We start from the raw sequence: 25,107 nt of genomic DNA, 5'->3' as shown, positions 1-25,107 counted from the left end.
CGAAACCAGAAGGGATCAGCCGGCCTGCGCCGCTCTTCCGGCCAGCGCTGCCCGCCGCCTGCGAGCCCCGTCCGCCAAGGCCGCGTAGACGTCGTCGAACCACGCGGCGGTGGCGGCCACGTCCACCGAAGGTGTGCCGGCCAGCGCTCCGGTGGAGAGCGCCGCGTGCACCTCGGGGCGCATGGCGCGCAGGATGGCCTCGGCCAGCCGTTGCGGGTATCCGGGCTCGACGAGGATGCCGTTGCCACCGTCGTGGACCAGGTCGGGGATGCCTCCGACCGCCGGGGCCACCACGGGCACGCCGGACGCGATGGCCTCCATGACGACCACGGGCATCGCCTCGTGATGTGACGACAGCACCAGGGCGTCGGCCGCCGCCACCAGCCGGCCGGCTTGCCGCACCCGTCCCAGGTAGCGCACCCGGTCGCCCAGCCCACGTCGGTCGATGTCCGCGAGCACCTGTTCTCGCAACGGCCCGTCCCCGGCGAGGACGAACAGCGCGTCAGGACGCCGGCTCAGCACGACTTCGGCCGCGTCGAGCATCATCGGATGGTTCTTCACCGCGCGGAAGTTCGCGACGAACGCGAGGACGAAGGCGTCGCCCGGGATCCCGAACTCGGCTCGTAGCTGGTCCGCCTGCCGGGCCCAGCCACGCTGGACGGCGACGTCCACGCCGTGAATGCGAGTGCGGACCGCACGGGCGCCCCGCACGGTCCTGGAAGCGGCCACCTGCGGTGAGACGGCCACTGTCAGGTCGTCCAGACGGCGGGTCGTCCGGTTGACCAGTCCGGTCAGCGGGTGACACGACACACAATGCACCGTCGAGACCAGCGCCGGCCGCGGGCGCCTCAGGTGCAGGACCGGGCGCAGCACCGCAGCGAGCAACGGTGAGTGCACATTGACCACATCGGGGGCCAGCCGCCGCACCACGCCCACCATCCTGAGGTAGCGCCGCCACCGTGGAGAGGACCGAAGGTCGACGACCGTCACACCGCAGTCCCGGAGCGCGTTCACCAGTTCGTCCGTCGCCGCCCGCAGGAAGACCACGGTGTAGTCGCGGCCAGTGCGCGGTGCCTGGCGCAGGCGGTTCACGAGGAGAACCTCGGCACCGCCCACGTCCAGGGTCTTGATCACTTCGCAGATACGGGTCGTCTTCCCCACACCGCTCTCCCAGGTCGAGCCAACTTGTGTGATCGCCCGTCAGCCTCGGCTCGAGTCCGGTGCCGACGGGCCGCTGGCCGCGGGGAACATCGCGCTGGTCTTGCCGACTTCCCGACTGTGCGGTACGTCTGCCGGCTGGACGCGACGCCCGAGCGTTCCGCTGCGCCTCAGCGTCTTGGCAGAACGCGCCATGCGTCCCGGAGCACCGGCCCGGGCTTCGGCGCGCGCGGGAAGGCCTGCCATGGAGGGGACTCCGAGCAGCAGCCGGACCGCTGCGGCGCCCACCAGGACGGCCGCGACAAGCGCGACCCCTGGAGCGACCGCCCCGTGCGTCACGAGCGCTCCGCACAGGCAGCCGAGCGCCGCGACGACGCAGAGGACACGTACGACCTGCTGGACCGTCATCCCCATCCGGCGCAGCCGGTGGGTGATGTGATCCGTGCCGCCCTGCAGCAGCGGCCTCGACTCGCGGTAGCGGGACGTCATCACCAGGGTGGTGTCCACCGTCGGGATCAGCGTGGCCAGCAGAAGGGCGACGGGACCGGCCAGGCCGTCGGCTCCCCGGTGGAGCACCAGCACCGCCGAGGACAGCGTGAAGCCGAGGAAGAGCGACCCCGCGTCCCCGAGGAAGATGCGTGCCGGGTGCCGGTTGTGAAAGAGGAAACCGAGGCAGGCTCCGGCCAGGGCCGCCACCACTACACCCGGGCCGTCGGACGCGACGGTGAGGCATACCAGCCCGCCGATGACGGCACACAGCGACGAAGCCACGCCGTCCATGTTGTCCAGCAGGTTGAATGCGTTCGTCATGAAGACGATCCACAGGACGGCGAGCACCGCGTCGATCGCGCTGCCGAAGAGCGTCGGATGCCCCCCTGCCAGGACCACCGTCGCGGCAGCCGATGTCTCGACGCACAGCCGGATGCCCGGGCCGAGCTGGCGCAGATCGTCGATGAGCCCGAGGGCACACACGATCGTCCCGCAACCGAGCAGCACCGCGAGAGCCGGGTCGAGGACACTGCGGGCGAGCGCGGCGGCCGTACCCGCGGTAAGGGTGGCGACCGCGACCGCGACACCGCCCAGATAGGGCGTCGGCCGGGTGTGCGCCTTGCGGGCGTTGGGCCGGTCGGTGATCCCATGGAGCACGGCGAAGCGCCGCAAGGGCTCCGTCAGCACGAGTGCGAGCAGCAGCGCCGCAGCACCTGCTCCCGCCATCCAGAGCGCCGAACTCACGCCGGCCATGGTGCTGCGAGGGCGGTCTCGGAAACGGGTGTGCCGGCCGGCGGGACACGCTGTCCCGAGTGCTCCAACGCCGCCGGTACGGTCGCCGGCGGCCGCCCGTGCCATTCGGCACGGGCGTCCGCGATCGCGTCCGAGAGGATGTCGGAGAGCGTACGCCGAGGCCGCCAGCCGGTCAGGGCGCGAAGCTTCGTGGTATCCGGGACCCGGCGTTCCATGTCCTCGAAGCCCGGTCCGTACGCGTCGTCGTACGACAGATGCTCCACCAGGGAGACACTCTTGGCCTGGGTGATGATCCGGTCGGCGAGCTCCCGGATGCTGATCTCGTCGTCCGCGCCGATGTTGAAGATTTGTCCTTCCGCGTCCGGGCGTTCCAGCAGGAGCAGCAAGGCCGCGACGGCGTCGGCGACATGCAGGAAGCAGCGTCTTTGACGGCCGCTCGCATGGATCGTGAGGGGCTCCCCCCGCACCGCCTGCCGGGCGAAGCGTGGGATGACCATCCCGTACGCCGGACTCTGGCGGGGCCCCACGGTGTTGAAGAACCGGACCACGGTCGACCGCAGCCCCCGCTCACGGTGGTAGAGGCAGGCCATGATCTCGTCCACCGCCTTGGCCGTGCTGTACGACCAGCGGGCCACGGAAGGGCTGCCCAGGATGCGGTCGGAGGTCTCGGTCAGCCGTCCGGAGGAGTTCTTTCCGTAGATTTCCGACGTGCTGGCGATCAGGATCCTGCGTTCATGCCGATGCGCGGACTCGATGACTGTTTCAGTGCCCTTCGTGTTCGTGATGAAGGATGTCAACGGCTGTTCGACAATGAGCTTTACCCCTACGGCGGCAGCCAGATGAATGACGGTCTCGCACTCCTGCACCAGCCTGTCGACGAGCGGTGCGTCCAGAACGGAGCCGCGCACAAAGCGGAAAAGCGGATTCGCCTCCGCCCGGGCGATGTTTCCCGGTTGCCCGGTGGAAAGGTCATCGAGAACCACCACGCGGTGCCCCTCGGCGAGCAGTGCGTCGACGAGATGGGAGCCGATGAAGCCAGCCCCGCCAGTAACCAGGTATTTCGAACAATGTTCCATGCGCCGTCACTCCGGTTCGGATGGTGGGTCTCGGTCCCCTGGCAGAGCTCGGTCGCATCACCGAGCCAACGTTCACCTATGCGATCGGCAGCCGTAATTGAAACATCGTCACGCCATGTTGACGCCCTTCGACGCGTCTTGTCGTTACGGAATTAGAGTGATGCGAGCCAGACATGCACAGCAGATGCCGATCGAAGCGGCCGTATGTGTATCAAATTGGCTTGACATAATGGCGGTTGCAAAAAAATCGGAGTGATGAGTGCGTCAGAGCAGCCGTACGAGCGGAAGCAAGCTGGTCGTTGTCGGCCTGGGGTACGTGGGTCTGCCACTGGCCATGCGGGCCGTCGAAGCCGGCTTTTCCGTCATCGGCGTGGACACCGATGAGTTGCGTGTCAAGCGCCTGGGCGCCTGCGACTCATACATCGAGGGCGTCGACAGCGCGAGCCTTGCGGCAGCGGCGGACAGCGGCCTCTTCCACGCCACCACCGACTACAAGACGATCGACAGTGTCGACGTCTGTGTTATCACCGTGCCGACCCCGCTGCGCGAGGGCGTACCCGATCTGGGCTTCGTGGAGTGCGCCGGTCGAAGCATCGCCCCCCACCTCGGCCCCGGCTCCACCGTGATCCTGGAGTCCACCACGTACCCGGGGACGACCGAGTGCCTGCTGCGGCCGCTGCTGGAGGCGGGCAGCGGGCTGGAGGCCGGTCGGGACTTCCACCTCGGTTACTCCCCGGAGCGCATCGACCCCGGGAACCCCGACTGGCACCTGGAGAACACGCCCAAGGTGATCTCGGGGATCGACGAGGCATCGCTCGGCAGCATCGAGCGTTTCTATGCCTCCATCGTGGAGCGCACCGTGCCCGTGAGCTCGTGCCGCACCGCCGAACTGACCAAGCTGCTGGAGAACACCTTCCGACACGTCAACATCGCGTTGGTCAACGAGATGGCCATGATCTCGAGGCAGTTGGGGGCGGACATCTGGGAGGCGGTCGAGGCCGCGAGTACCAAGCCGTTCGGTTTCATGCCGTTCAGTCCCGGGCCGGGTGTGGGCGGACACTGCCTGCCGGTGGACCCCTCCTATCTGTCGTGGCAGGTCAAGAGACTGCTGAGGCAGGACGTCCGGTTCGTCACCCTGGCCAACGAGATCAACGACCACATGCCCGACCACGTCGTCCGGCGGATCACACACGGGCTGAACAAGCGCGGCAAGTCGGTCAATGGCTCCCGCGTGCTGCAACTCGGCCTGTCCTACAAGAAGAACACCGGCGACATCCGAGAGTCGCCCGCCCTCGTCATCGCCCGGTCGCTGCTCGCTCTCGGCGCCCACCTGGTCGTGGCGGAGCCGCACACCGACTCGTATCTCGTTCCCCCGGACATCACCCGGGTGGAGCTCACCGAGGCGGAGATCCGGACCGCCGACGTGGTCCTGGTGACGACCGACCACGACGCCTTCGACTATGCACTCGTCGAACGGGCCGGGGCGTACGTTTTCGACACGCGTAACCGCTGCCGGGGCGAGCGTGTCGAGATTCTCTGACCGCGTACGGGCTGCCAGGAGGTGCAGCGGCAGGTGAAGGGGCTTTGACGCACGGGCGCCACTGCGGGGCCAACCACCAGACGCGCGCGAGGTGCTGGGCAGGGCTCCACCGCTGGAAACGGCACCTGCGGACGTTCGGCTCACTCACCGCGGCCAGCCAGGTCGAGGCGGCGGTGTCGTTCGCCACCACAGCCGTGCTGGTCCGGCAGGTCGGCAGCACGGGGGCGGGAGAGGTGCTTTTGGTCCAGGCCATGGCATCGATCTGGTTCCTGCTGTGGGATCCCCGCTTCGAAGACGCCCAGCAGCGGTTCGTCCCCATGGAACAACGTCACGGCTCCGGCCGCGGAACCCGACTGTACCGCCGGCTTCTCCGGCTGGACCTAGCGGCGGGACTGATTGCAACGGTCGTGGGTGTGGTTGCGGCGTTGGCTGCCGCAGCCATCGGATGGATCTCCGCCGAAAGGCTCACGCTCCTCGTGCCGGCCCTGCTGGCAGCGGGAGCGGTCACGCCCATGGGGAGCGCCTCGGTCGGCTTCGCGATCGCCGACCAACTCTCGCGGCTCGGAGTGGTTCGTCTGGTGCTCGCCGTCTTCGGATGCCTGGCGACGCTGTCGGCGTTGGTGGCGGCCGGCGTCGTCGGCTACCTGGTGGCGACCGCGATCAGCGGTCTGGTTTCCACGGTGGTCTTCACGCTGCTCGCCTGGCGGCAGGTGTACCGGGCGTGTGGCCCGCCCTGCGACGGCGCCGTCCCCACGCCACCGGGAATGGTTCCCTTCCTGGTGAAGAGTTCGGCGACCCAATCCGTCGCCCTGGCCGCGGACAGCGGCGCCTCCCTGCTGGCCGGTCTGCTCGGAGGTCCCGCCCTCGTCACGTACCTGAAAATCGCCGGAGCCCCGGGCCGTCTCTTCGGGAGCTTCGTCAACCCGGTGGCGGCACAGCTTCACCCGCGCCTGGCACGGGCCGCAGCCCATGGGTGCCATGCGACGGTGATGCGTGACATCCTCCGGTCGAGCGCCCTCATTGGAAGCACCGCACTGGTCGCCGTGGTGATCGCGGCTCCCCTCCTCAGCCTGCTCCTCGGCCTGGTCTACGGCTCCGAATACACGGTGCTGTCCACGGCGGCGGCGGTGATGCTGGCCGGGGCCGCGCTGCGTGGCACCGTGGTCTGGTCCAAGGTGCTGCCCTCGGCTCTTGGGTTCCCAGGCGTCAGGCTGGTCTTTCTCACCGCCGAGGCCCTCTGTCAGCTCGGGCTGCTGGTCGGCGTCATCCATGTCTGCGCGGTTGCGATGTGCAGCATGCTGGCCTTCGCATGGGGTTCGCTGGTCCTGCTGTCACTGAGCGCGGTCGGCTGGTTCCTCGTCCTGTGGTTTCTCCTCCGGGCGATGGCCACTCCCGGCGCCGCCCCGGGTGTTGCCGCTGTTCGGCTGGTACCCGATGCTGACCCGAACGCCTGAGGGGGACACAGCGTCGGTCCGAGGCCGCCGAACCAGCACATCCAGGTCGAAAGGGACGTCGTCGGGGTCGATGCCGTCGAGAGAACCTTGCTCGGGTACGCCCTCGTGTCCCGCGAGGGCGACCCGGTCGGCTCAGCGACGTGCCCACCGATGCCGGGAGGAGCAGCCGCCGGCGGTCAGCGGACCGACTGCCGGTGCCGGGACGATGCCTGCGCTCCGTACGGGGACTCCCTACGCATACGTCGGCAGGGAGCGGAACCACCGGACGGTCTCCGACAGTCCCTGTTCCAGCGGAACCGCCGCGAGACCCGTGAACAGACTACGCAGCGCGCTGTCGTCGGCCTGGGAATCACGCACGTCGCCGCGGCGCGGTGCCTCGTGGCGGATCTCGATCGCCAGTTCCAGCGTCTTGGCCAGGTGATGCGCCAGTTCCAGAACGCTGACCCGGGTGCCGAAGGCCAGGTTGACCGGGTTCGCGTACGTGACCCTGCGCAGGACCGCGTCGGCGAGCACCCGCACGACCGTACCGACGTAGGTGAAGTCGCGGGTCTGATGGCCGTCGCCGAAGACCGTCAGCGGTTCTCCTCGCAGCGCCGCGTCGACGAAGGACGGAACGACCGCCGCGTAGGCGTGTCCGGCGGGCTGCAGCGGGCCGTAGACGTTGAAGAAGCGGAACACAAGGGCAGGAAGGCCGAAGGCCGACTGGTGCGCGAGCACATAGGACTCGGTTGCGACCTTGCTGGCAGCGTAGGGGCTCAGCGGGCGGGTCGGCAGGCCCTCGTGCTTGGGCAGGTCGGAGACCGAGCCATACACCGATGACGACGATGCGGCGACCAGGTGGGTGTGCCTGCGGCGGCACGCTTCGAGTACGCGCATGGTTCCGGTGGCGTTGACTTCATGGCTGGCCAAGGGATCCGCCAGGGAGCGCGGCACGGACGGTCGCGCGGCCAGGTGGACCACGGCGTCGGCCCCGGCGACCACATCGTCGAGCAGGTCGCGGTCGAGGATGCTGCCCTCGACCAGTTCCGCGTTCGTGCCCGCGAGGTTGACCGCTGCCCCGGTGCTCAAGTCGTCCAGAGCGACGACCTTGCCGATGGAAGGGCGGGAGGTCAGCTCGCGGCACAGGTTCGCTCCGATGAACCCGGCTCCTCCGGTCACCACAACGTTCAACGGTTCGCACCTTTCGGTAGGGGGGCCGGCCACCAGCCACGCGCGACGGCGATGGAGGCGTAGAGATCGTGGGTGTCCCGCACCAGGCGCTCGGCCCCGAACTGCTGTGCTGCCCAGGCGCGGGCCTGCTCCCCCATCCGACGACGGAGCTCCTCGTCGCGGAGAAGCCCGACGGTGTGGTGGGTGAGCTCATCGGCGTCGAGGCCGGCCAGCAGCCCGGTCGTCCCCTCCCGGACCACCTCTGCCACGCTGCCCACGTTCGTGGCCACGCTCGGCACTCCGGACATTGCGGCCTCGATGAGGCTGACCGGCATGCCCTCGTTGTCCGAGGTGAGCAGCACCACATCCGAGGCGGCGTAGACGGTCTCCACATCGGTGCGCCAGCCCAGCAGATGGAGCGAGTCCCGGAGATCGGCGGCCGATTCCAGATCGCCGTGCAGGTCTCCGTCCCCGCACACCAGGAATCGGGCGGTCGGCACGGCGCGACGCACCCCGCGGACCACCGCCAGGAACCGGTCGGGCCGCTTGATCCTGGTCACGCGCCCGACGTACGCCACGACGAGGCTGTCCTCCGGGACGCCGAGCTTCCTGCGTGCCTCCGAGCGCCCGGGAGGTACGGGCAGTGCGGTGCCGGGGGGCACTACGGCGTACTGCCCGGGCCGGCCAATGCCGGCGGCCAGGAGGTCGTCACGGACGCTGCGCCCCACCGCCACGAGCCGGTCGGTGACGGCTGCCAGACCGCGCTCGGCCTGGATCACCAGACGGGTTTTCGCCGGCGGGAAATAGCCGTGCAGGAGGTGGCCGTGGAACGTGTGCACACGTACCGGCACCCTTGCGAGCACGGCTGCAGCACGTCCGAGTGCTCCCGCCTTGGCGGTGTGCGTGTGCACGATGTGCGGCCGGAACCGGCGCATGGCGGCGACCAGTGCTGACAGCGCGCGCAGGTCGTCGGCCGGCCGTACGGCGCGGCCCAGCGTGGGAACCCGGCAGACCGGCATGTCCCGGGCCCGATGATCCACATAATCGGCCTCGTCCGGGCCGACGAACCCTGCGTACAGGCGTTGGTCGAACACCTCGCTGTCGAGTCTGCGCATCAGCGTGGAGACCTGAAGGGCCGGGCCGCCCACGTTCATCCGGGCGATGACTCTCATCACCCGGATTCTGGAGGGACCGGCGTCGGTGGTGGGACCTCGGGCAATCACCATGCAGCCTCACCGCGCTCCTGGCCAACCGTTGAGTCGGGCACCGATGCATGCCCCCCGACGAGCGCTCATGGTGACCTGAGGGGGCGGAGCGACGACGTCGACGCGCCGCCCGCCGGATGAGTGCACGCCTATGGCCTACACGTCCGCGTGCCGGTCGACCCGTCCTAGACCGTTCCGGCGCCAGAATGCCCAAGGCGCCGCTTTCGCCTGCGCCTTGTCAGATCGCCAGAGACAGACGATCCACGTGTGATGCCTTTGGCACGGATCACGGAAGGGCCCCAGTGAGGCGGACCGCAGTCACGACAGTCGCTTTGTACGTCGCCGGGTTTGTCGCTTCGGCACTGCTCGTCACTCTGGTCTGCGCGGGGCGGGCCGAAATCGCCATCAGCGTTCTGCTCCCCCCGGCGGTGGTGCTGTTCATGGTGATCGCCCCGCCCGGACTGCTCGTCCTGATGACCGCCGTCGTGCTGGTCATCAGCCCGACGGCCTGGCCGCACCTCGGCGAGCTGGGCGGAGCCGACGTATATCTGGGCGATGCTTTCCTCCTGTTGTTCGGCCTGGCAGCGCTGTTGCGAGTCCGTCATCACCGCGGCATGCCTGTCCTGGGAGCGGTCGCCGCGTTCGTGCTCTACGGGCTGGTTCGCGGCATGCTGGGCAGCGCCACCGAGAGCACCGTGACCTTTCTGCGCATCGTGGAGCCCGTCCTGGCGGGCACCGCAGTGGGGCTGCTCCTGCCCCGCGGGTTCGGCCTGTGGCGCACCGCGCGCTGGGCGCTGCTGGGCGTGCTCGCGACGGTGCCCTTCGTCGGGGACACCCACATCCGCTGGTCAGGGCTGCCCGGCGGACCGAACGAGGTGGCTCTGGTCGCTGCCGTACTCGTGGTCCTCGGCGCCGCGGCCACCAGCAAGTCGGCCCGATCACTGCTCGTTCTGAGCGGCCTGTGGGGGCTGGTCGGAACACGCGGGATCATCGCATCGGCCGCCGCGCTGACCGGACTGGCCGTGCTCAGCCTGGGCCGGCGCCTGCGCACTCAGCGCGGCGAAAAGGGCCTGGTCCACCCGCTCACGATCGCCTGCGCGGCGATCGTTGCTTGTCTCGTGGTTCCGCGGATCCGACCCGACCTGGACGTGACCATCTATGTGCACACCACTCAGGCCCAGTCCTTCTGGTCCACCTTCGCATCGACCAACCCCCTGATCGGCGGGGGGTGGTCGGAGGGGGACAGCCAGGCGCTGGTGGACGCCTACCGGCGGACGGATCTGCTGGGTTTGCACAACGTGTACCTGGACATCGCTGTCTTCCTGGGTGTTGTCGGACTGGGGCTTTTCCTCCTCGTGTTGTGGTGTGCATGGCGCTCCAGCGACCGGCTCACCCGTGCCGTGCTTGTCACGGTGGCGGTCTGGTTCAACACCACGGGCGCCTTTCCGGGCGTGGGCTGGGGGCTCCTCGGCCTGGTGGTGGCGGCCTGTGTCAGGTCAGCCGCCACCCCGGACGGCGTCGCTCCGGTGATGGTCACCGACCCGGCCGCGTCGGTTCGCATGAAAGGACCTGCGCCGGCGTATCGGTCGAGGTCGGCCACCGAGACTCCGGGCGGGGTGCGTCAACTCGAGAGACAACCGGTCCTCCGTCGCATGGGACCCGGGGCGTGATCCGGCAGCCCCTGGAATCCGCCGTGACGTGCTCGTACGCCGTTGGGGTGCATCGACTTTCCACAGCGGCTCGTCGGCGTCGTCGCGCTTCCTGGCAGTGTGATGCTGAGGCGAACGCCGCGAGCCCGGGGGCCTCGGATGCACAGCACAGATCGACATGCTGCCAGTCGGCGGCCCGCCAGGGAACTGCATCGCCTTGGCGATGTGATGGACGAACTGCTCGTGCCGCTCGTCGGGTTGGAACAGCGCGTGCACCAAGCGAGCAGCTACTACGACGATGAGCCGTGGCAGGCCGAGAACTTCTCCCTGGACCTGCCCGGAAAACGGGAGCTGAGTCTAGTCGCGACGGTGGCCGGGGAACCGGTCGGATTCCTGATCGCCTCCCGACGTCCTGAAGGCGTGCACATTCACCGCGTGGCCGTCGCCCCATGCCACCGGGGCGGCGGTATCGCTTCCGGGCTGCTCGGCCGGCTCCTGGCGCAGGCTCCCGGCCTCGTCACCCTCGTCTGTGACCCGCGCAACCGATCGGCGCTCGCTCTCTACGCACGTGCGGGGTTCCGTGTCACCAGCACCACGCCAGAAGGCAAGTTGTTCTTGGCGACCGGCACCGCACTCCGTCGGTGGTCGTTTCGCGAGAGGAAGACATGATGTTCTGCAGCAACCCGATGTTCGAGCGCAGCCTGTTCGTGGGGGCTCATCTCGACGACATCGAACTGGCGGCTGGAGGCACGGCCGCCCGCCTCGTCACGGCGGGAGCACAGGTGCGCTTTCTCGTGATGAGCCCATCGGACTACACCAGCTATGACGGAAGCCATTTCCGCGACGCCGATGTGGCAGTGGCGGAGGGTCGGGAAGCCGCCGCGACACTCGGGGTCAAGGAGATCGATGTCCTGTCGTTTCCCGCCAAGGACGTGGAGAACCACTCGACCGTCGTGGAATCGATCAACAAAGTCGTCGACGAGTTCCGGCCTACGATGGTCTTCACGCACTGGCCGTTCGACACCCACCGGTCTCACGCCAACACCGCACTGGCCACCATCGCGGCGAGCCGGTACTACAACTCCGTCGTCATGTACGAGCCCATCACTCCGTCAGGACGCAGTTACGTCGGCTTCCGCCCACAGCTCTACATCAACATCGACGACACCATCGAGAACAAGCTGCAGGCTCTACGCCAGCACAAGTCGGAGTACGCCAAGTACGGCGAGCAGTGGATCGAGGGCGTCGAGGCTCGCTCCCGGTACCGCGGCTACGAGATGCGTGCCCGGTACGGAGAGGCGTTCGAGGTGTCGCGGCTGGAAGGCGCGCTCGTATGAGGGTCACCATCCACCAGCCCGAGCACCTGCCGTGGCTCGGTCTCCTGGCCAAGGTCGCCGCGTCGGATCTGTGGATCATCCTCGACTCGGTGCCATACCGGAAGAACTACTTCCAGAACCGCAACCGGGTCCTGGTGAACGGACAGCCCACGTGGCTGACCGTGCCGGTGACCGCGCCGTTCGGCACTCTGATCCATGACGTGCGGATGTGCGAGGTGCCCTCCTGGCGTCGGCGCTACCGTGGACGCCTGATCCAGGCGGTGTCCGGAACCCGTTCGGCGGACCGGGTCGGGGACCTGCTGTCGGTGATCGACGCGGCACCGCCTGGCGGCTTGCTGGCCGACCTCAATCTCGACCTCGCCGACTACCTGCTGTCGCAGTTCGACGTAAAGGTCCCGATGGTGCGCTCCTCCGAGCTCCACGCCACAGGAACCAAGTCCGAACTGATCGTCAACCTGTGCCGGGCGGTAGGCGCCGACGAATACCTCGCTGGCCCCTCAGGACGCGACTACCTCGACCTCGACGTATTCGCCGAACACAGGGTGACGGTCCGGTTCTTCGACTTCGACCACCCGACGTACGCTCAAGGACGCGACCCCTTCGTACCGTGCCTGTCGGCCTTCGACGCCTGGTCGCGGCTCACCCCCGCGGAGCTGCCGCCGCTGCTGTCCGGCTACCGGCTCCGGGACGTCTGATGGCGACCCACTCCACCCGCGTGGAAGGGCAGCACATCACCGTCGTGACCATTTCGGGCCACCGGCAGCCGGGCTTGGAGGACTCCGCCGACTTCCGGTCGTGGGACGCGCTGGCCGACCGGCTCGGTCACGCCTGGTGCATCTGGGCGGGCCCGCACCTGGAGTGCGACCGCGGTTCGATGCACGTGGTACGGCGACCGCGCCGCCCGGGGCCGCAGTCCCTGTTCTGGGTCGCCGGATCGGTCCGTCTCGGGGTGCGCTTCGCGCGGGCGGCCGTACGTCGGGGCGAGACCGTCGTCCTCAACGGGGCGGAGCCCTGGGGCTGGCTGGCGGCTTGGACGGTGTCACTGGTTGTCAGGCGCCCCTGGCTCATGGACGTCCACGGCGACTATCTCGGCCTGCCGGTCGCCTCTCTCGGCCGCTGGCGGAAAGCTGTCCTGGAGCGGGCCGTCCTCGCATTCGCGCGCCGGGCCACCGAGTGCAGAGTGGTAGCCCAGTCAATGGCCGACGCGTTGTCGCAGCGCGGCGTCCCGTCCGCTCTTGTTCCGCCGCGGCTCCAGCCGGTCTGGGAGGATCCGCCGGTGCGCAGTCGTCCGCCGCTGGCCGGCCCCGGTCTGTCCCTCCTCGCCATTGGCAGGCTCGTGCCGTCCAAGGGATACGACATCCTCCTGACGGCGCTGGCCACGCTGGTCGAGAAGGTTCCGACGGCCCGGCTGCGTATCGTCGGTGACGGTCCCGAGAAGGCAAGGCTCGTGGCCCTTGCCGAACGGCTCGGCCTGGCGGACAGGGTCACGTTCCTCGGGACGCGCGGCATCGACGACGTGCGGAAGGAGTACGCGCGTGCCGACCTCTTCGTCATCTCGTCGAGGGACGAAGGGCTGCCTAGAACCCTGCTGGAAGCGGCGTCCGCGGCCGTCCCCGTCGTGGCGACCCGTGTCGGGGGCATTCCGGCTGCCGTGTCCGGCTGGCCTGGCGTCGCACTGGTCCCGCCCGACGCCGGGGCGCTCGCCGAGGGTCTGCTCCGTGTGGCGGCGTCCCCACCCCGGCCGGAGGACCTGGCCGCCGTACGCCGGAAAGTTCTCGCCGTCCATTCCTTCTCCACCAACCTGGAGGCGCTCGGACGCCTCTATCGCCATGTCACGGCCCGGACTCCGGCGTAGGGACTGCCGTCCACCGCGATACGCCGCGGCGACGTAGCACGCGCGCTGGGTTGCCCGCCACCATGGCGTACGCGGGGACGTCGCGCGTGACGACCGACCCCGCCCCGATCACGCTGCCCGATCCGACGGTCACACCGTCCAGCAGGATCGAGCGTGCCCCGATCCACGCGTCGTCCTCGACGACGACGCCCCGGGCCGTGATCGGCTGGCAGCGAATGGGGAGGGTCAGATCGTCGACCCCGTGATTGAAGGCGACGATGACGACGCCCGTCGCGATGCGGCACCCGTCCCCCACAGTGATCCCGCCGGCGCCGTAGAGAACGACATAGTTGTTCAGTGAGCAATCGCTGCCGATTGTGATGGAGCCGCCCTGCGGGACCAGTTCCACGTGGCGGCCGACGAGAGTCCGCTCCCCGATGGCGATGCGGTCATGTTCCTGGAGCACTGCCCGCGGAGAGACGTAGGCACCGGTTCCGATGCGCGCGCCGCGCAGCCGAGGGGGAATGTTGGCGCATGCCCGTAGCCACCTCACGGCACCAACCCCTTATGAAACGCCACCAGCCTGCTGGTTCCTTCGACGGCCTCAGCCGCGGTGCGCCCTGGCCCGCCTACGTGCCTGAACGCCGACACGTCGTGCGGCCTGCTCGTAGACGGACCTCGGCAGAGCCTTTCGGGCAACGGAGACCGCCCAGACGTACGGCGGCCGGTGAAGCCCGAGACGGTAGCGCACCGCTGCCGGACCGCTCGTGCTCCGCGGGCTGCTCACCACTGTCAACCACTTCCTCACCGTGCCACTGCCACCGGGGCCGGCCAGGGCGTCCGGAGTGACGAAGTGCAGGTTCCGCTCGCGCAGCCGCCGCTCGACGGTCTCCTGCCGGTGGACCTGGCTCGGGATCTTCCGCACGTCGAAGTCCACGTAGATGCTCTTCAGCCGCTCGGTCAGGCCGCTGTCGAGCAGGTCCTCGAGTACGTCGCACTCGCTGCCCTCGCAGTTGAGCTTCAGATAGATCTCGTCGCCGTGACTCGTGTTCGCCGACAGCCAGTCACTGGCCCGCACCAGGGTGATGGTCTCCGCCTGGACGTACGCGGCGCGTTGCTCCTTGTCGGCGTACACGCTGGCCCCCAGCAGGCCTGTGCCGTACAGGGTCGCCTCTCCGGTCTTACTGGACAGCCCTGCGGGCACGAGCTGCAGTCTGGTGTCGCGGAAGCCGCGCAGGATGCGTCGGCAGGGCTCGGCCGGCTCGAAGCAATAGATCTTGTCGAAGCCCCATCTGGGGTCCAGGGCGACGTCGAGGGTCTCGCCGTAGTGACCGCCGACATCGAGGAAGATACGCATGTCCGTCGCTGCTCCTGCTCTCATGCCTCCACCAGTCGGGGCGCGTTCCACGCGTTCCCCCGTAGTCATGGAGCACTCTCCGTTTCGTCGCGACCCCGCTGCACCGCGCAGTCGTGGGCGATCTTCGCCGAGAAATCAGCCCATTCTTAACGCTGGAGGCGATATTTCCGGTTCAGACATGCTGGGAAGGGGCAATCCGCGCCCGGACGCGGCACTGAAGGCCGCACTCTTCCGGATCCGTCCGTACCGAACCGACTTTCAGGACCCCGTGTTGAGGCGATAAACCCGATATGAACCGATACGTTATGTGGCGCAGACACTACGTAACCCTGAGGAGGGCGCCGTGGGCCGAGTATCGACCGTTCGTCGTTGGGTCAGGCACTCCGGGTTGAGGCCTGTCGCGTCAGTGCTGGGTGGGTACGTCGCCATGCGCACCCTCGGAACCGGCATCCGGCGGTACACGCCGCCGAGCGTCATGGACTTCACCTGCTCCGGAGGCAAGCTGACCACATCGGCGGCGACATTCCTGCGGGACCTGGGCTGGGACGCGACCGAGATCGCGGGTGTCCTGGACGAGTACCAGGAGGTCACCGAGGGACTGGCCGCCCGCTACGCCGACACGGCGCTCTGCTACCCCCGGACTCACGGCGTGGAGGCGGAGACCAGCGCGGTGCTGTACGGACTGAGCCGGCTGCTGAGGCCTCAGTCCGTGGTGGAGACCGGTGTGGCCGACGGTCGATCCTCCTGGCTGATCCTCGCCGCACTCGAGCGCAATGGCTCAGGGGTGCTGCACAGCTTTGACATCAACCACACGGCCGGTCGGTTGGTCGGCGAACACCCCCAGTGGCAGTTGGAGATCCTCAACCATAAGGATCCCGCGGCGAGCTTCGGTCAGGCGCTGGAGCGCGTGGGATCCATCGACTTCTTCTTCCACGACAGCGACCATCTGTACCTTCCGCAGCTGTTCGAGTACGGGCAGGCCTGGCCCAGGATGGCCCAGGGCGGCGTCTTCGCCAGCGACGACGTCAACTGCAGCAGGGCCTTTTTGGACTTCTGCGGGCACCACCGTCAACGCCCGGCCTTCCTGTTCGACTCCAGGAAGATCACTGGCGCGGTAAGGCTGCCGGGCGTTCCACAGCGGCGCACTGAACAACTCCAGCGGGTGGTCTAGATGGCCGACGTGACGCAGGGCAGGACGGACGGCGAACCGGACTCCGCCATGTCCGGCTCGCGTCCGCGACTCGTCTACGTCATCCCTCATCTGTCCGAGGACGAGTCCGAACACTTCGCGCACATCCCGGCGTTGCTGGCAGCTCTGGGGAACCGCGTCGATGTCGCGGTCGCCGTGGAGCGCGGCACTCCGCCGGCACGGCTCGCCGGGGTCCGACTCCTGATGCGCGTCCCCGGCCGGAGCCGGGTCGGCCGGATGATCGGCACTGCACTCACCGTCCACCGCCTGTCCCGCGCCGGCTACCGGACCTACTTTCTGCGCTACTCCACGCTCTTCGTGATCGTCCTGATCCTGACCTACCCGCTGTACCGCAACCGCATCCTGCTGTGGCGCAGCGGCCTCGCCGAACTGCGAGAACCGGGGCAGCGCACGTCGTTGCGGCAGAGAGGCCAACATGCCGTCAACCTCGTGACGGCACGGTTGGTGCACTGCCTGGTCACCGGCCCTGAGACCATGGTCCCGCGCATGGCTGGTCTCTGGGGCGTGCCACGGCACAGGATGCGACTTCTCTACAACGACATTGATACCGAGCGGTTCTCTCCCCTGTCCGCTGAAGCACGGGCCGAGGCACGAGCGAGGCTTGGCTGGTCCGAAGGCGAGTTCATCCTGCTGTTCGTCCATCGACTGTCGTTCCGAAGGGGGACCCGCCTCCTCGCGCCGCTGCTCAAGGCTCTTCTTTCCGGCGCCGAAGATCCGCGCGGTGCACGTGTCAGGCTCATCGTCGTCGGAGACGGCCCTGACCGGCCCCTTCTGACCCGCGAGGCAGCGGACCCCGCGCTGGACGGGCGGATGCTGCTGCTGGGTGCGGTCCCCAATCGCGACCTGCCCGAGTTGTACGCGGCGGCGGACTGCGTCGTCATGCCGAGCTACGAGGAAGGCTTCCCGCGGGTTCTGCTGGAGGCGATGGCCTGCGGTACACCTGTCGTGACGACTGATGCAGGGGGGTCCGCCGACGTAGTTGGAGCCGGCTACCCCTACGTGGCGCGCGTCGGCAACCTTGACGCGCTGGCCACCCATGTCCGCTCCGTGATGGACAGGCCCTACGCCGACCGGTGTGCCATGGGCCTGCTGCTGCGACGGCGCGCGCAGAAGGAGTTCTCACCGGAGCGCGTTGCCGAGATGTTCGAGGCGATTCTCTGATCGCTGCCTGTCACCGACCTCGTTCCGGGTGATCCGATGCAACGCCCTATGGGCGATCACGGCACAGCGGTGCGGCGCTGGTTCTAGGACGAGGCGCCGCGCCGGACCGCGGCCCTTCACCGACCGGGTTGAAGGCGCGCGAGATAGTTCGCGCACAGGAGGTTGGGCCACCGGCACACTGCCCATCCGATGCGCTGGAACTTCGGTCCGATCAGGGCTCGTTCGTCCGTGACCCGCCATCCGTGCTCGCGAGCCGAGTTCCGCACGAACTTCCGTGCCTCGTCCAGGGAGAAGAACCAGCGGTGCCGGTCCCCGGGCGGTGCGGTGGGCAGTCCGTACTTTCCGGAGATGGGCTTCCCCCGCAGATGCCTGACGCGGGTGCGCACCTCGTAACAGTTGGGAAGGGTGATGAGGATGTCCTCTCGGGCGACCCGGCACAGTTCCGAGAAACCTCGGTAGATGTCGTCGGTGTGCTCGAGAACGTCGAAGGCGGTGACCACCTCTGCCGATCTGTCCTCGAACGGCAGACGATCGCCGAGATCGGCCACTACTCCTGCCGTAGGGTCGACGTCCACGCCTACGTAGCTCACTTGGCGGCCTTTCAGCGCCGTCTCGAGTTCGCGCGTGCGGCACCCAACGTCAATCACGGTGCCCTTCCACATGGAAGGGTACGTATGAACGATTCCAGACAGTCTGTCCAGGGCCGTCCCTCCATCGATTTTTGCGATGTCCATGATCAAAGTCATCGAGACTCCTTCGGTCCATATGTGTCGTCCGGCGCGACGACGGACAGCGACCGCCACTGGCGCCGGATACCCTCGGCCAGCGTGACCGAGGGTTCATAGCCGAGCAGCTCACGCGCCTTCGTGAGATCCGCTTCGGTCACCTGCACATCGCCTGGCTGATGCGTGTCGCCGTGCACCGGAACCTCGGCGCCGGTGATCTCGGCGATGCGGCTGAGCACGTCGAGCACGGAAACGCTGTTCCCGCCGCCGACGTTGACCGCTTCCGCGGTCGCCTCCGCGGTCGCCGCGGCAGCGGTGGCCGCGACGGCGTCCGCAACGTAGGTGAAGTCCCGGCGCTGGCGGCCGTCCCCGTAGAGCCGCAGCGGCTGTCCCGTGCGGACCGCGCGCAGCATCCGGCCGATGGCCATGTCCGGCCGCTGGCGCGGGCCGTACACCGTGAAGTAGCGCAGTGCGACCACGCTGGTGGGGCTTGCCGGAGCGAGCGCGTAGGCGAGAGCGAGACGTTCGGCCGCGAGCTTGGTCACCCCGTACGGCGACAGCGGAGCCGTGAGGCACTCCTCGTGCAGGGGCCCTTTGCCCGTCGCGTCCCCGTACACGCTGGAGGAGGAGGCGAGAACCAGGCGGGGGACGCCGCAGGACACGCATGCGTCCAGCAGGCGTTGCGTCGCCAGCACGTTGCACGCGACGTATTCGCCGAAACCGTCCCCCCAGGAGGGTCGGACGCCCGGGATGGCGGCGAGGTGGAAGACGGCGTCCGCGCCGTCGACCCATGGCTTGATCTCGTCCGTGACGAGGTCGCCCTGAACCAGCCGAAAGCCCGGGCGGCCCAGCGCGCTCGCGAGGTTCTCCGCCGCCATGGCGTTGTCACGGGGTGAACGCCGGTCGACGCCCAGAACGGTGGTCCCACGTTGCAGCAGGGCGTCCACGAGGTGGGAGCCGATGAAGCCCGCCGCCCCGGTCACAACAGCACGTTCGACGCAGTGCGCCGTACTCATCACGGATCCCCTTCCGTCGGCACGGCCCGTGCCGCATCAGCGGCCACGGACCGTCGCCAGTGAACCGAACGCCACATTCTTACCGAATTGGGCGATATTCTCGGTTCAGACATTCTGGGCACTTCTGCGATTGCGCCTTCGGGTGGGAGCCGAGCGTCGGCACCGCTTCGCTTTCTGTCCGCGGTCAGACCCTGCCGGTGAGCCGCGCTTCCACTTCCCGCCGCCGCTGACGGCACACCGCCAGAACGTCGGGCTGCCCCGGGCGCAGCGGATCCGGAGCTCCGACAAGCCGGTTGCCGTGCGGGTCGTAGAGCACCACGTCGTAACCGTGGTCACCGAGCCACCGCCGGACCTCACGCGCCGTGGAGCCGAAGCGGCGGAGGAACGTGTCGACGAGTTCGAGCATCCACACCGCCGGCTCGCCCCGGGCGACGAGGCGGCCCGCGCCGCGCAGCGCCAGGTGCTCCGCACCCTCGACATCGAGCTTGCCCATGGCGAAGGGACGCTCGGGCAGGGTGTCGTCGAGTCGGCCGAGCCTCACCCGCACGGTGTTGTCGCTGTCGGCATCCGTCCGGATACGCGAGCCCGTACCCCTGATGACGAACGACGTCGTACCCGGCTCCGTTCCGATCGCCATTTCGTGGACGGTCACGCACCCGAGGGAATTCGCATCCACGTTGTCCCGCAGCCGTTGGGCGAACGCGGGGACGGCCTCGAAGGAGTGCACCGCTCCGCTCGGACCCACGAGCTGCGCGGCGAGCAAGGTGAACATTCCCTCGTTGGCGCCGCCGTCGATGAATCCGTCCCCTGGACGGAGATAGCGCTTCATGAAGGTCATCTCTTCATAGTCGGGAAGTCCCCCGAAATAGACGAAGCGCCCCGGCTGCGTGCTGTCGGGGTAGGCACGGAACGACAAGTCGCCGTACACGGACAGGTCGACCGGCCGCCGGACCAGTCGCTTCCAGGCCTGCCACCCGGCCATGCCGGCCAGAGCCCGGGCCCGCCGCCCGCGGTTGGCGGGATGCTCCCAGGCCAGTCTGACCATCCCAGGAATGGTTGTCGGCAATGGTCTGCTCCTTTCAGTGTCCGGCGAGGGCGCGCCGCCGTCCCAGCGCCACCTGGTACCAGTCGTCCACGCGCCGGGCGACCCGGGACCAGTCCAGTTCCGCGGCCGCGCGCAGCCCGAGTTCACTCATCCGGTGACGGCCCGCCTCGTCGTCGAGCACGGTTCTCAGGGTGTTCACCAGGCTCTGCCTCGACCCGGACGGAAAGACCCGGTACGCCTCGCGGACGGTCACCACGGGATCGAGCAGGGCGTCCGAGGACACCACGACGGGCGTTCCGAGCGCCAGCGCCTCCAGCGCCGCCGTAGGCACGCCCTCACCCTTTCCGGGGAGTCGCCGTGAGGCGAGTACGAACACCTCGGCTCGCCGGACCAGGTCGTAGACCTCCTGCCGGGGCAGAGGGCCGAGGAGTGCGACGCCCGGACCCGCCGCCGCGAGCCGGCTCAGGCGGTCACGCTCCGGCCCTTCGCCTGCGATGACGAGTCGCACCCCCGGCCGGCTGCTCGCCAGTTCGTGGAACGCCTCGATGAGCAGACCGTGGTTCTTCATCGGGTTCAACGCGCCGACGCTGACGACCAGGCCGCGCTCACGAGCCCGGCCGTAGACGGGAGGTGGCATGGCCGACAGTTCCAGGCCGCTGGACATGGTGAGGATGCGTCTCGGATCCACGCCACGCGCCACAAGGCCGGCAGCGGTCACCGACCCCAGCGCGATGAACGCCTCCACACTGCGGAAGGCACGTCGGGCGAGCCACTGATGCTGGTCGGCGAGTGCCGCATGGACCGTCAGGAACAGCGGGATTCCCAGCCGTCGGCAGACGGGCCCCAGCCAGGCGGCCTCGACGTGGTCGCCGTGAAGGTGCACCAAGTCCACGACACGTCTTGTCGAGCCTGCGCAGAGGTCCGTGATCGCGGCAGCCGTTGCCGCCGCGAACGCGAGCCGGTCGGACGTCGGCGCCAGCATCCGGGACGGGGCAGTCCTTCGCAACGGCAGCCGCGTGGCACCGACCGGTACCGTCGCGCCATGCCGGAACGAGAGCGTCACCCGGTTTCCGCCCCGCACCTGATGATGCGTCAGGCGCTCGGCGTGACGCTCCATTCCGCCCTGCAGGGGAGGGATCCGGTAGCTTACCCGCACGATGTGCATCGCCGCGTTGCTCCACCTTGTGTGACGGATCGACAGTCGGCAGGGCGTCGCTGTCACCGATGACAACCGCCCACGACCTCGACTGAATAGACACACTGAAGGATCGCGACGTTTCGCGCTTTCTCCCGCTCGCCCCGCCGATCTTCACTGGAACGGCAGAGCCGTTCAGCCCTTGGAGTCGCCGGTGCGCCCGGCCGCAACGAAGACCACGCGGAACGTCTTGGGCCAGAGCTTGCCGGTGACCAGGAACTGGTCGGTGCCAGGCACGGCCGCGATACCGTTCAGCACGGATCCGTGCACGCGTTCGTCCTTGCGAAGCAGGCCCGAGGCGTCGATGCTCGCTGTCACCGCACCGGTGGCGGAGTCGATGCGCACAATGCGATCGGTGAACAGGACGTTGGCGTACACCGCCTCGCCGACACACTCGAGTTCGTTCAGCTTCGTCACCGGCCGGCCGCCCTGGGTGACGTTGACGTCGCCTCTCCTCGCAAGGGTTCTCGGATCCCGGTACGTCAGCCGCGATGATCCGTCGCTCGTCACCAGCCGATTGCTGGACCGCTGGTGGCACACGCCCCAGCCCTCGTCGGGGTACGGGACACGACGCACCTCCGACAGCGTCCTGGCGTCGCGCTCGATGGCGATCCGATTCCGCCAGGTGAGCTGCCACAGCTTCCTGCCGACCACGGTGATGCCCTCGCCGAACAACGGTGCGGGCAGCGCCTTCTGGCGTGTCGGGCGCCGGCCGATTGGGCCCGCCCGCACCGAGGAACGACCGGCCAGGCCAGTGCTCTCGTACAACGTGCCGCCGGCCACTTCCAATCCCTGAGTGAAAGCCCGCGGATCGTGCGGAAGAACCTCGAGCACCATGACGCGCAACTGCTCCACGCCGTCGACGGAGACCGACTCTGCCTTCGCTGCCCTGGTCCCTGCGACCGCGCCGGCAGCCGCGTGTTCCCTCGCTCCCTCCGCCGCACAGGAGACGAGCAGCGCGCCCGAAATCGCGGCTACCGCAGCGAACAGCAGGCGTTCAGGCACAGCAGACTCCTCGCTTGACGGTGACCTTGAGCGGCGGCCTCTGACCAAGACTGCATACACCGACGAACGGCGAGCATGACTGCCGAATCCGTGCCGCACTGCGGAAAAGCCACCAGATGGTGCAGCGCTCGATCGGCAGGGTGGATCAAGTGCCCTCAGCAGACCGGTGCCTGCCTACAGGGCTGTTGTCGGGGCGACATTGGGGTGGCTACCCGGACTGAGGTGTTCGATCCCCTACCTTTACCACTACATAAAGGTAACAGTGTGTCATCTTCGGGCAATTCGCCTGGCTCAATGAGAGGTGCAGTTTGGATCTCCGAGGATTCTTGAAGGCTCTTGCCAGACGTTGGCCGACTGCCGTGGTCTGTCTGGTGATCGGTGTCGGGGCCGCATGCTCCGCTACCGGCTTGAGCACCCCCGTCTACGAGGCGCGGACTCAGCTCTTCGTCGCTACCCGCAATAGCGAGGACATGGTTCAGCTGACTCAGGGGCAGAGCTTCTCCCAGGCGCGTGTGCAGTCGTACGCCTCGATCGTCACCACCAGTCAGGTGACCCAGCCGGTGGTACGTGCGCTGAGGCTTCGCACCACACCGGAGGAGCTGGCGTCCCGGATCAGCGCCGAAGCCCCGCTCAACACCGTGCTCATCAACATCAGCGTCCGGGATACCGTCCCCGAGCGTGCCGCGGCGATCGCCAACACCGTAGCCAGGCGTTTCACGTACGTCGTCGAACAACTGGAAACACCACCCAGCCCGACGCCCCCCAGGCAGACCGACGACCGCCGGCCTCCCCCGCCCGTCTCGCCCGTCTCGCTGGGCATCACCGAGAAGGCGGCCACCCCCTCCGCCCCTGTCTCGCCACGTCCGTTGCTCAACCTGGCCGTCGGAGTGCTCGGTGGGCTGCTGGTCGGGGCCGGGCTTGTGATCCTGCGTGAGACTCTCGACACCACCCTGAAGACCGGTCGGGCGCTCGCCGAGTTCTCCGGGCTGCCAGGCCTGGGGTCCATCCCGTACGACAAGCAAGCACCCAAACGGCCGCTCGTGACCACAGCGGGGCAGCACTCCCCGCGCGCCGAGGCGTTCCGGAAGCTGCGCACGAACCTGCAGTTCGCCCAGGTCGACGATCGTCCTCGGATCATCATGGTGACCAGTTCGGTGCCTGGCGAGGGCAAGACCAACACCGCGGCGAACCTGGCTCTCTCCCTCGCGGAGGCGGGTACCTCCACCTGCCTGGTGGACTGCGATCTGCGGCGCCCCTGCGTGGCCAAGACCTTCGGCCTCGTCCAGGACGCCGGACTGACCACCGTGCTGATCGGGCAGGCCCGCGTCGGGGACGTCATCCAGCAAGCCGACGATCGGCTCGCGGTGCTCGCCAGTGGCCCCAAGCCACCGAACCCCACCGAGTTGCTTGCCTCGACCCGGATGAGCGAACTGCTGCATGAGCTCGCGAGCACCTATGAAGTAGTGATCACCGACACGGCGCCGTTGCTGCCGGTCGCCGATACCCTCGGACTCGCTCCGCTGGCTCAGGGCACGTTGCTGGTCGTCCGCGCCTCTAGGACCAACCGTGACCAGGTCCGTGCCTCCGTCGAGGCTCTGGAGCGCGTGGGCAGTCGCGTCCTGGGCACCGTCTTCAGCATGGCCCCGGCACCGAAAGGCGCCGACTACGACGCCTACAGGGGATACGGCGAACTGCCCGCACCGCGCGTGTCGGCCCATCTGGACGAGAGCGGCGCGCCTGCGGCGACAACTGGTGAGAAGTGAGGCGAGAGAAGGGAAGGGCTCGGTTCGTCCAGAGGGAGCAAGGGAACGAGTGGAGGTGCGCCGTTGCACACGGCTTCGTTTGCCGGCGCCGCCACCCATCGGTCTGCAACTGAGGGACGTGTCTGCGGCACACCCACGGGGCGGGTAGCGGTCGAGGGCGACCGCCGCAGTATGGACCTCCGGATCCTTCAGCGTCCGCGAGCTGTTGGAAGCGGGGCAGCAGTGCGGTGACCCCGATCCAGGCGGCGCCGGCCAAGGAAAGCGCAGCTGCGGTCAGCCGCGCTTTCCGGGATCTGTGGCACGGTGCCGGAATCGAAGTCACCGGACTACGGTGTGTACCTGTCCCTCCGTCAGGACCTGCGGTGACGGCGCATGGCGAGCACTGTGCCTCCACCGAGTGCGGCCAGCCCGGCCGCCGCACCTCCCATCATCATCAGCGTCTTGTCGTCGTCGCCCGTGTCCGCAAGCTGGCCATGGTGGCCGCGGTGGTCCCCTCTGCCGTCGTGGCCGTCGTGGCCGTCGTGGTCGTCGTGGTCGTCGCGGCCATCGTCGTCGGGACAGTCGACACCGTTGGCGGGGGGCAGTACCTCGAGGGGCGCACGAAGGGTCAGATCGGGGTCGTGCGCGAACAGCTTGAAGGTGTGAAGGCCGGGCTTGGTGCACTCGGGGATGGTCACCGTGCCCTCGACAACTCCCTGTCTGTCGGCCTGGAACCGGCCGAGCACGACCTTCTTCGAGAACAGCGCTGCCGTGACGGGGAACTGGTTGGGGGCGAAGCCGGTTCCTGTGAAGCTGACGTCTTCTCCGGCCTCCACCGTGTCCGGGGAGAGAGTCAGGCTCGGGCCAGGGGGCGGGTACTGGGCGTGGGCTGTGCCTGCGCCCACCAGCGGCGCGGCGATGACAGCAGCGGATGCCGCCGACGCCAGGGCAACCCGCCACAGCGGTGAGGTTCTCATTTACTGCACCTTTCGGGAGTGAGGTCAGAT

General features: G+C 68.4%; 23 protein-coding genes. 10 read left to right on the top strand and 13 right to left on the bottom strand.

What is annotated here, in order from left to right; translation table 11 throughout:
• Nucleotides 1–15: 15 nt before the first annotated feature.
• From ACSUPV_RS26435 to ACSUPV_RS26425, 3 genes are read right to left on the bottom strand one after another with little or no spacing between them, the layout of a single operon-like run.
• Entirely contained in the window at nt 16–1,161 is a 1,146-nt protein-coding gene (locus ACSUPV_RS26435; RefSeq protein WP_436948693.1) for a glycosyltransferase, read from the bottom strand.
• A gap of 39 nt (nt 1,162–1,200) precedes the next feature.
• Nucleotides 1,201–2,391: an MraY family glycosyltransferase gene (locus ACSUPV_RS26430; protein WP_436948692.1), complete on the bottom strand. Its 1,191-nt coding sequence runs from the start codon at nt 2,389–2,391 to the stop codon at nt 1,201–1,203.
• Nucleotides 2,388–3,476 carry an NAD-dependent epimerase/dehydratase family protein gene (locus tag ACSUPV_RS26425; protein WP_063740798.1) on the bottom strand — a complete coding sequence of 363 codons (1,089 nt, stop codon included), beginning with the start codon at nt 3,474–3,476 and terminating at the stop codon, nt 2,388–2,390. The genes ACSUPV_RS26430 and ACSUPV_RS26425 overlap by 4 nt, the downstream gene beginning before the upstream one ends.
• A gap of 259 nt (nt 3,477–3,735) precedes the next feature.
• Between ACSUPV_RS26425 and ACSUPV_RS26420 the strand changes: the two genes are divergently transcribed.
• Together ACSUPV_RS26420 and ACSUPV_RS26415 are read left to right on the top strand one after the other, a co-directional pair.
• Nucleotides 3,736–5,016 (top strand): nucleotide sugar dehydrogenase, encoded by a 1,281-nt coding sequence (locus ACSUPV_RS26420; protein ID WP_359789951.1) that lies wholly within the window; start codon nt 3,736–3,738, stop codon nt 5,014–5,016.
• Between the two features lie 173 nt (nt 5,017–5,189).
• The gene (locus tag ACSUPV_RS26415) at nt 5,190–6,470 is read left to right on the top strand and encodes a hypothetical protein (RefSeq protein WP_436948691.1); all 1,281 of its coding nucleotides are present in this window, start codon (nt 5,190–5,192) and stop codon (nt 6,468–6,470) included.
• Between the two features lie 231 nt (nt 6,471–6,701).
• Here ACSUPV_RS26415 and ACSUPV_RS26410 read toward each other — a convergent pair whose 3' ends face one another.
• Both ACSUPV_RS26410 and ACSUPV_RS26405 read right to left on the bottom strand, forming a co-directional pair.
• Nucleotides 6,702–7,631 carry an NAD-dependent epimerase/dehydratase family protein gene (locus ACSUPV_RS26410; RefSeq protein WP_359789981.1) on the bottom strand — a complete coding sequence of 310 codons (930 nt, stop codon included), beginning with the start codon at nt 7,629–7,631 and terminating at the stop codon, nt 6,702–6,704.
• 5 nt (nt 7,632–7,636) lie between these two features.
• Nucleotides 7,637–8,791, bottom strand: coding sequence for a glycosyltransferase (locus ACSUPV_RS26405; RefSeq protein ID WP_436948690.1), 1,155 nt, complete (start codon nt 8,789–8,791; stop codon nt 7,637–7,639).
• 365 nt (nt 8,792–9,156) lie between these two features.
• Here ACSUPV_RS26405 and ACSUPV_RS26400 point away from each other — a divergent pair, with 365 nt between their 5' ends.
• The 5 genes from ACSUPV_RS26400 (at nt 9,157) to ACSUPV_RS26380 (ending at nt 13,665) form a co-directional block, all read left to right on the top strand.
• On the top strand, nt 9,157–10,494 hold the full coding sequence (locus ACSUPV_RS26400; protein ID WP_436948689.1) for a hypothetical protein: 1,338 nt from the start codon (nt 9,157–9,159) through the stop codon (nt 10,492–10,494).
• Between the two features lie 207 nt (nt 10,495–10,701).
• Nucleotides 10,702–11,142, top strand: coding sequence for a GNAT family N-acetyltransferase (locus ACSUPV_RS26395; RefSeq protein ID WP_051649104.1), 441 nt, complete (start codon nt 10,702–10,704; stop codon nt 11,140–11,142).
• Nucleotides 11,139–11,810 (top strand): PIG-L deacetylase family protein, encoded by a 672-nt coding sequence (locus ACSUPV_RS26390; RefSeq protein ID WP_436948688.1) that lies wholly within the window; start codon nt 11,139–11,141, stop codon nt 11,808–11,810. The genes ACSUPV_RS26395 and ACSUPV_RS26390 overlap by 4 nt, the downstream gene beginning before the upstream one ends.
• Entirely contained in the window at nt 11,807–12,505 is a 699-nt protein-coding gene (locus tag ACSUPV_RS26385; RefSeq protein ID WP_436948687.1) for a WbqC family protein, read from the top strand. The genes ACSUPV_RS26390 and ACSUPV_RS26385 overlap by 4 nt, the downstream gene beginning before the upstream one ends.
• A complete protein-coding gene (locus tag ACSUPV_RS26380) occupies nt 12,505–13,665 on the top strand; it encodes a glycosyltransferase (RefSeq protein ID WP_436948686.1) in 1,161 nt (386 codons plus the stop codon). Before ACSUPV_RS26385 ends, ACSUPV_RS26380 begins: the two co-directional genes overlap by 1 nt.
• On the opposite strand, the gene ACSUPV_RS26375 is transcribed toward ACSUPV_RS26380, so the two are convergent.
• Entirely contained in the window at nt 13,643–14,110 is a 468-nt protein-coding gene (locus ACSUPV_RS26375) for an acyltransferase (RefSeq protein ID WP_051649108.1), read from the bottom strand. The genes ACSUPV_RS26380 and ACSUPV_RS26375 overlap by 23 nt on opposite strands.
• Nucleotides 14,111–14,248: 138 nt before the next feature.
• On the bottom strand, nt 14,249–15,001 hold the full coding sequence (locus ACSUPV_RS26370; RefSeq protein WP_037765956.1) for an FkbM family methyltransferase: 753 nt from the start codon (nt 14,999–15,001) through the stop codon (nt 14,249–14,251).
• A gap of 427 nt (nt 15,002–15,428) precedes the next feature.
• Here ACSUPV_RS26370 and ACSUPV_RS26365 point away from each other — a divergent pair, with 427 nt between their 5' ends.
• Together ACSUPV_RS26365 and ACSUPV_RS26360 are read left to right on the top strand one after the other, a co-directional pair.
• A complete protein-coding gene (locus ACSUPV_RS26365) occupies nt 15,429–16,172 on the top strand; it encodes an O-methyltransferase (RefSeq protein WP_436948685.1) in 744 nt (247 codons plus the stop codon).
• A complete protein-coding gene (locus ACSUPV_RS26360; protein ID WP_436948684.1) occupies nt 16,173–17,372 on the top strand; it encodes a glycosyltransferase family 4 protein in 1,200 nt (399 codons plus the stop codon).
• 116 nt (nt 17,373–17,488) lie between these two features.
• Here ACSUPV_RS26360 and ACSUPV_RS26355 read toward each other — a convergent pair whose 3' ends face one another.
• The 5 genes from ACSUPV_RS26355 to ACSUPV_RS26335 all read right to left on the bottom strand — a co-directional run bounded on the left by ACSUPV_RS26355 (nt 17,489) and on the right by ACSUPV_RS26335 (nt 22,358).
• Complete coding sequence (locus ACSUPV_RS26355; protein WP_436948683.1) at nt 17,489–18,118, bottom strand: class I SAM-dependent methyltransferase; 630 nt, start codon at nt 18,116–18,118, stop codon at nt 17,489–17,491.
• Nucleotides 18,115–19,113 (bottom strand): NAD-dependent epimerase/dehydratase family protein, encoded by a 999-nt coding sequence (locus ACSUPV_RS26350; RefSeq protein WP_436948682.1) that lies wholly within the window; start codon nt 19,111–19,113, stop codon nt 18,115–18,117. The genes ACSUPV_RS26355 and ACSUPV_RS26350 overlap by 4 nt, the downstream gene beginning before the upstream one ends.
• A gap of 184 nt (nt 19,114–19,297) precedes the next feature.
• On the bottom strand, nt 19,298–20,158 hold the full coding sequence (locus ACSUPV_RS26345) for an FkbM family methyltransferase (RefSeq protein WP_037765969.1): 861 nt from the start codon (nt 20,156–20,158) through the stop codon (nt 19,298–19,300).
• A 34-nt stretch (nt 20,159–20,192) separates the two neighbouring features.
• Nucleotides 20,193–21,275: a glycosyltransferase family 4 protein gene (locus ACSUPV_RS26340; protein WP_436948681.1), complete on the bottom strand. Its 1,083-nt coding sequence runs from the start codon at nt 21,273–21,275 to the stop codon at nt 20,193–20,195.
• A gap of 213 nt (nt 21,276–21,488) precedes the next feature.
• Nucleotides 21,489–22,358, bottom strand: coding sequence for a glutaminyl-peptide cyclotransferase (locus tag ACSUPV_RS26335; RefSeq protein WP_436948680.1), 870 nt, complete (start codon nt 22,356–22,358; stop codon nt 21,489–21,491).
• A 308-nt stretch (nt 22,359–22,666) separates the two neighbouring features.
• Here ACSUPV_RS26335 and ACSUPV_RS26330 point away from each other — a divergent pair, with 308 nt between their 5' ends.
• Nucleotides 22,667–24,121 carry a polysaccharide biosynthesis tyrosine autokinase gene (locus ACSUPV_RS26330; RefSeq protein WP_078650966.1) on the top strand — a complete coding sequence of 485 codons (1,455 nt, stop codon included), beginning with the start codon at nt 22,667–22,669 and terminating at the stop codon, nt 24,119–24,121.
• Between the two features lie 350 nt (nt 24,122–24,471).
• Here ACSUPV_RS26330 and ACSUPV_RS26325 read toward each other — a convergent pair whose 3' ends face one another.
• Entirely contained in the window at nt 24,472–25,077 is a 606-nt protein-coding gene (locus tag ACSUPV_RS26325) for an LPXTG cell wall anchor domain-containing protein (protein ID WP_436948679.1), read from the bottom strand.
• Between the last annotated feature and the right edge of the window lie 30 nt (nt 25,078–25,107).

The sequence above is a fragment of the Streptomyces sp. SudanB52_2052 genome (genome assembly GCF_964272415.1).
Lineage (GTDB): Bacteria > Actinomycetota > Actinomycetes > Streptomycetales > Streptomycetaceae > Streptomyces > Streptomyces olindensis.
This window is presented reverse-complemented; position numbering and strand designations above follow the sequence as displayed.

What these genes read in the sequence shown, in the direction of transcription:
- ACSUPV_RS26425 (WP_063740798.1), bottom strand. Translation starts at nt 3,476, where the DNA reads ATGGAACATTGTTCGAAATACCTGGTTACTGGCGGGGCTGGCTTCATC.
- ACSUPV_RS26405 (WP_436948690.1), bottom strand. Translation starts at nt 8,791, where the DNA reads ATGAGAGTCATCGCCCGGATGAACGTGGGCGGCCCGGCCCTTCAGGTC.
- ACSUPV_RS26395 (WP_051649104.1), top strand. Translation starts at nt 10,702, where the DNA reads ATGGACGAACTGCTCGTGCCGCTCGTCGGGTTGGAACAGCGCGTGCAC.
- ACSUPV_RS26390 (WP_436948688.1), top strand. Translation starts at nt 11,139, where the DNA reads ATGATGTTCTGCAGCAACCCGATGTTCGAGCGCAGCCTGTTCGTGGGG.
- ACSUPV_RS26385 (WP_436948687.1), top strand. Translation starts at nt 11,807, where the DNA reads ATGAGGGTCACCATCCACCAGCCCGAGCACCTGCCGTGGCTCGGTCTC.
- ACSUPV_RS26380 (WP_436948686.1), top strand. Translation starts at nt 12,505, where the DNA reads ATGGCGACCCACTCCACCCGCGTGGAAGGGCAGCACATCACCGTCGTG.
- ACSUPV_RS26370 (WP_037765956.1), bottom strand. Translation starts at nt 15,001, where the DNA reads ATGCGTATCTTCCTCGATGTCGGCGGTCACTACGGCGAGACCCTCGAC.
- ACSUPV_RS26365 (WP_436948685.1), top strand. Translation starts at nt 15,429, where the DNA reads ATGCGCACCCTCGGAACCGGCATCCGGCGGTACACGCCGCCGAGCGTC.
- ACSUPV_RS26360 (WP_436948684.1), top strand. Translation starts at nt 16,173, where the DNA reads ATGGCCGACGTGACGCAGGGCAGGACGGACGGCGAACCGGACTCCGCC.
- ACSUPV_RS26355 (WP_436948683.1), bottom strand. Translation starts at nt 18,118, where the DNA reads ATGACTTTGATCATGGACATCGCAAAAATCGATGGAGGGACGGCCCTG.
- ACSUPV_RS26350 (WP_436948682.1), bottom strand. Translation starts at nt 19,113, where the DNA reads ATGAGTACGGCGCACTGCGTCGAACGTGCTGTTGTGACCGGGGCGGCG.
- ACSUPV_RS26345 (WP_037765969.1), bottom strand. Translation starts at nt 20,158, where the DNA reads ATGGTCAGACTGGCCTGGGAGCATCCCGCCAACCGCGGGCGGCGGGCC.
- ACSUPV_RS26340 (WP_436948681.1), bottom strand. Translation starts at nt 21,275, where the DNA reads ATGGAGCGTCACGCCGAGCGCCTGACGCATCATCAGGTGCGGGGCGGA.
- ACSUPV_RS26325 (WP_436948679.1), bottom strand. Translation starts at nt 25,077, where the DNA reads ATGAGAACCTCACCGCTGTGGCGGGTTGCCCTGGCGTCGGCGGCATCC.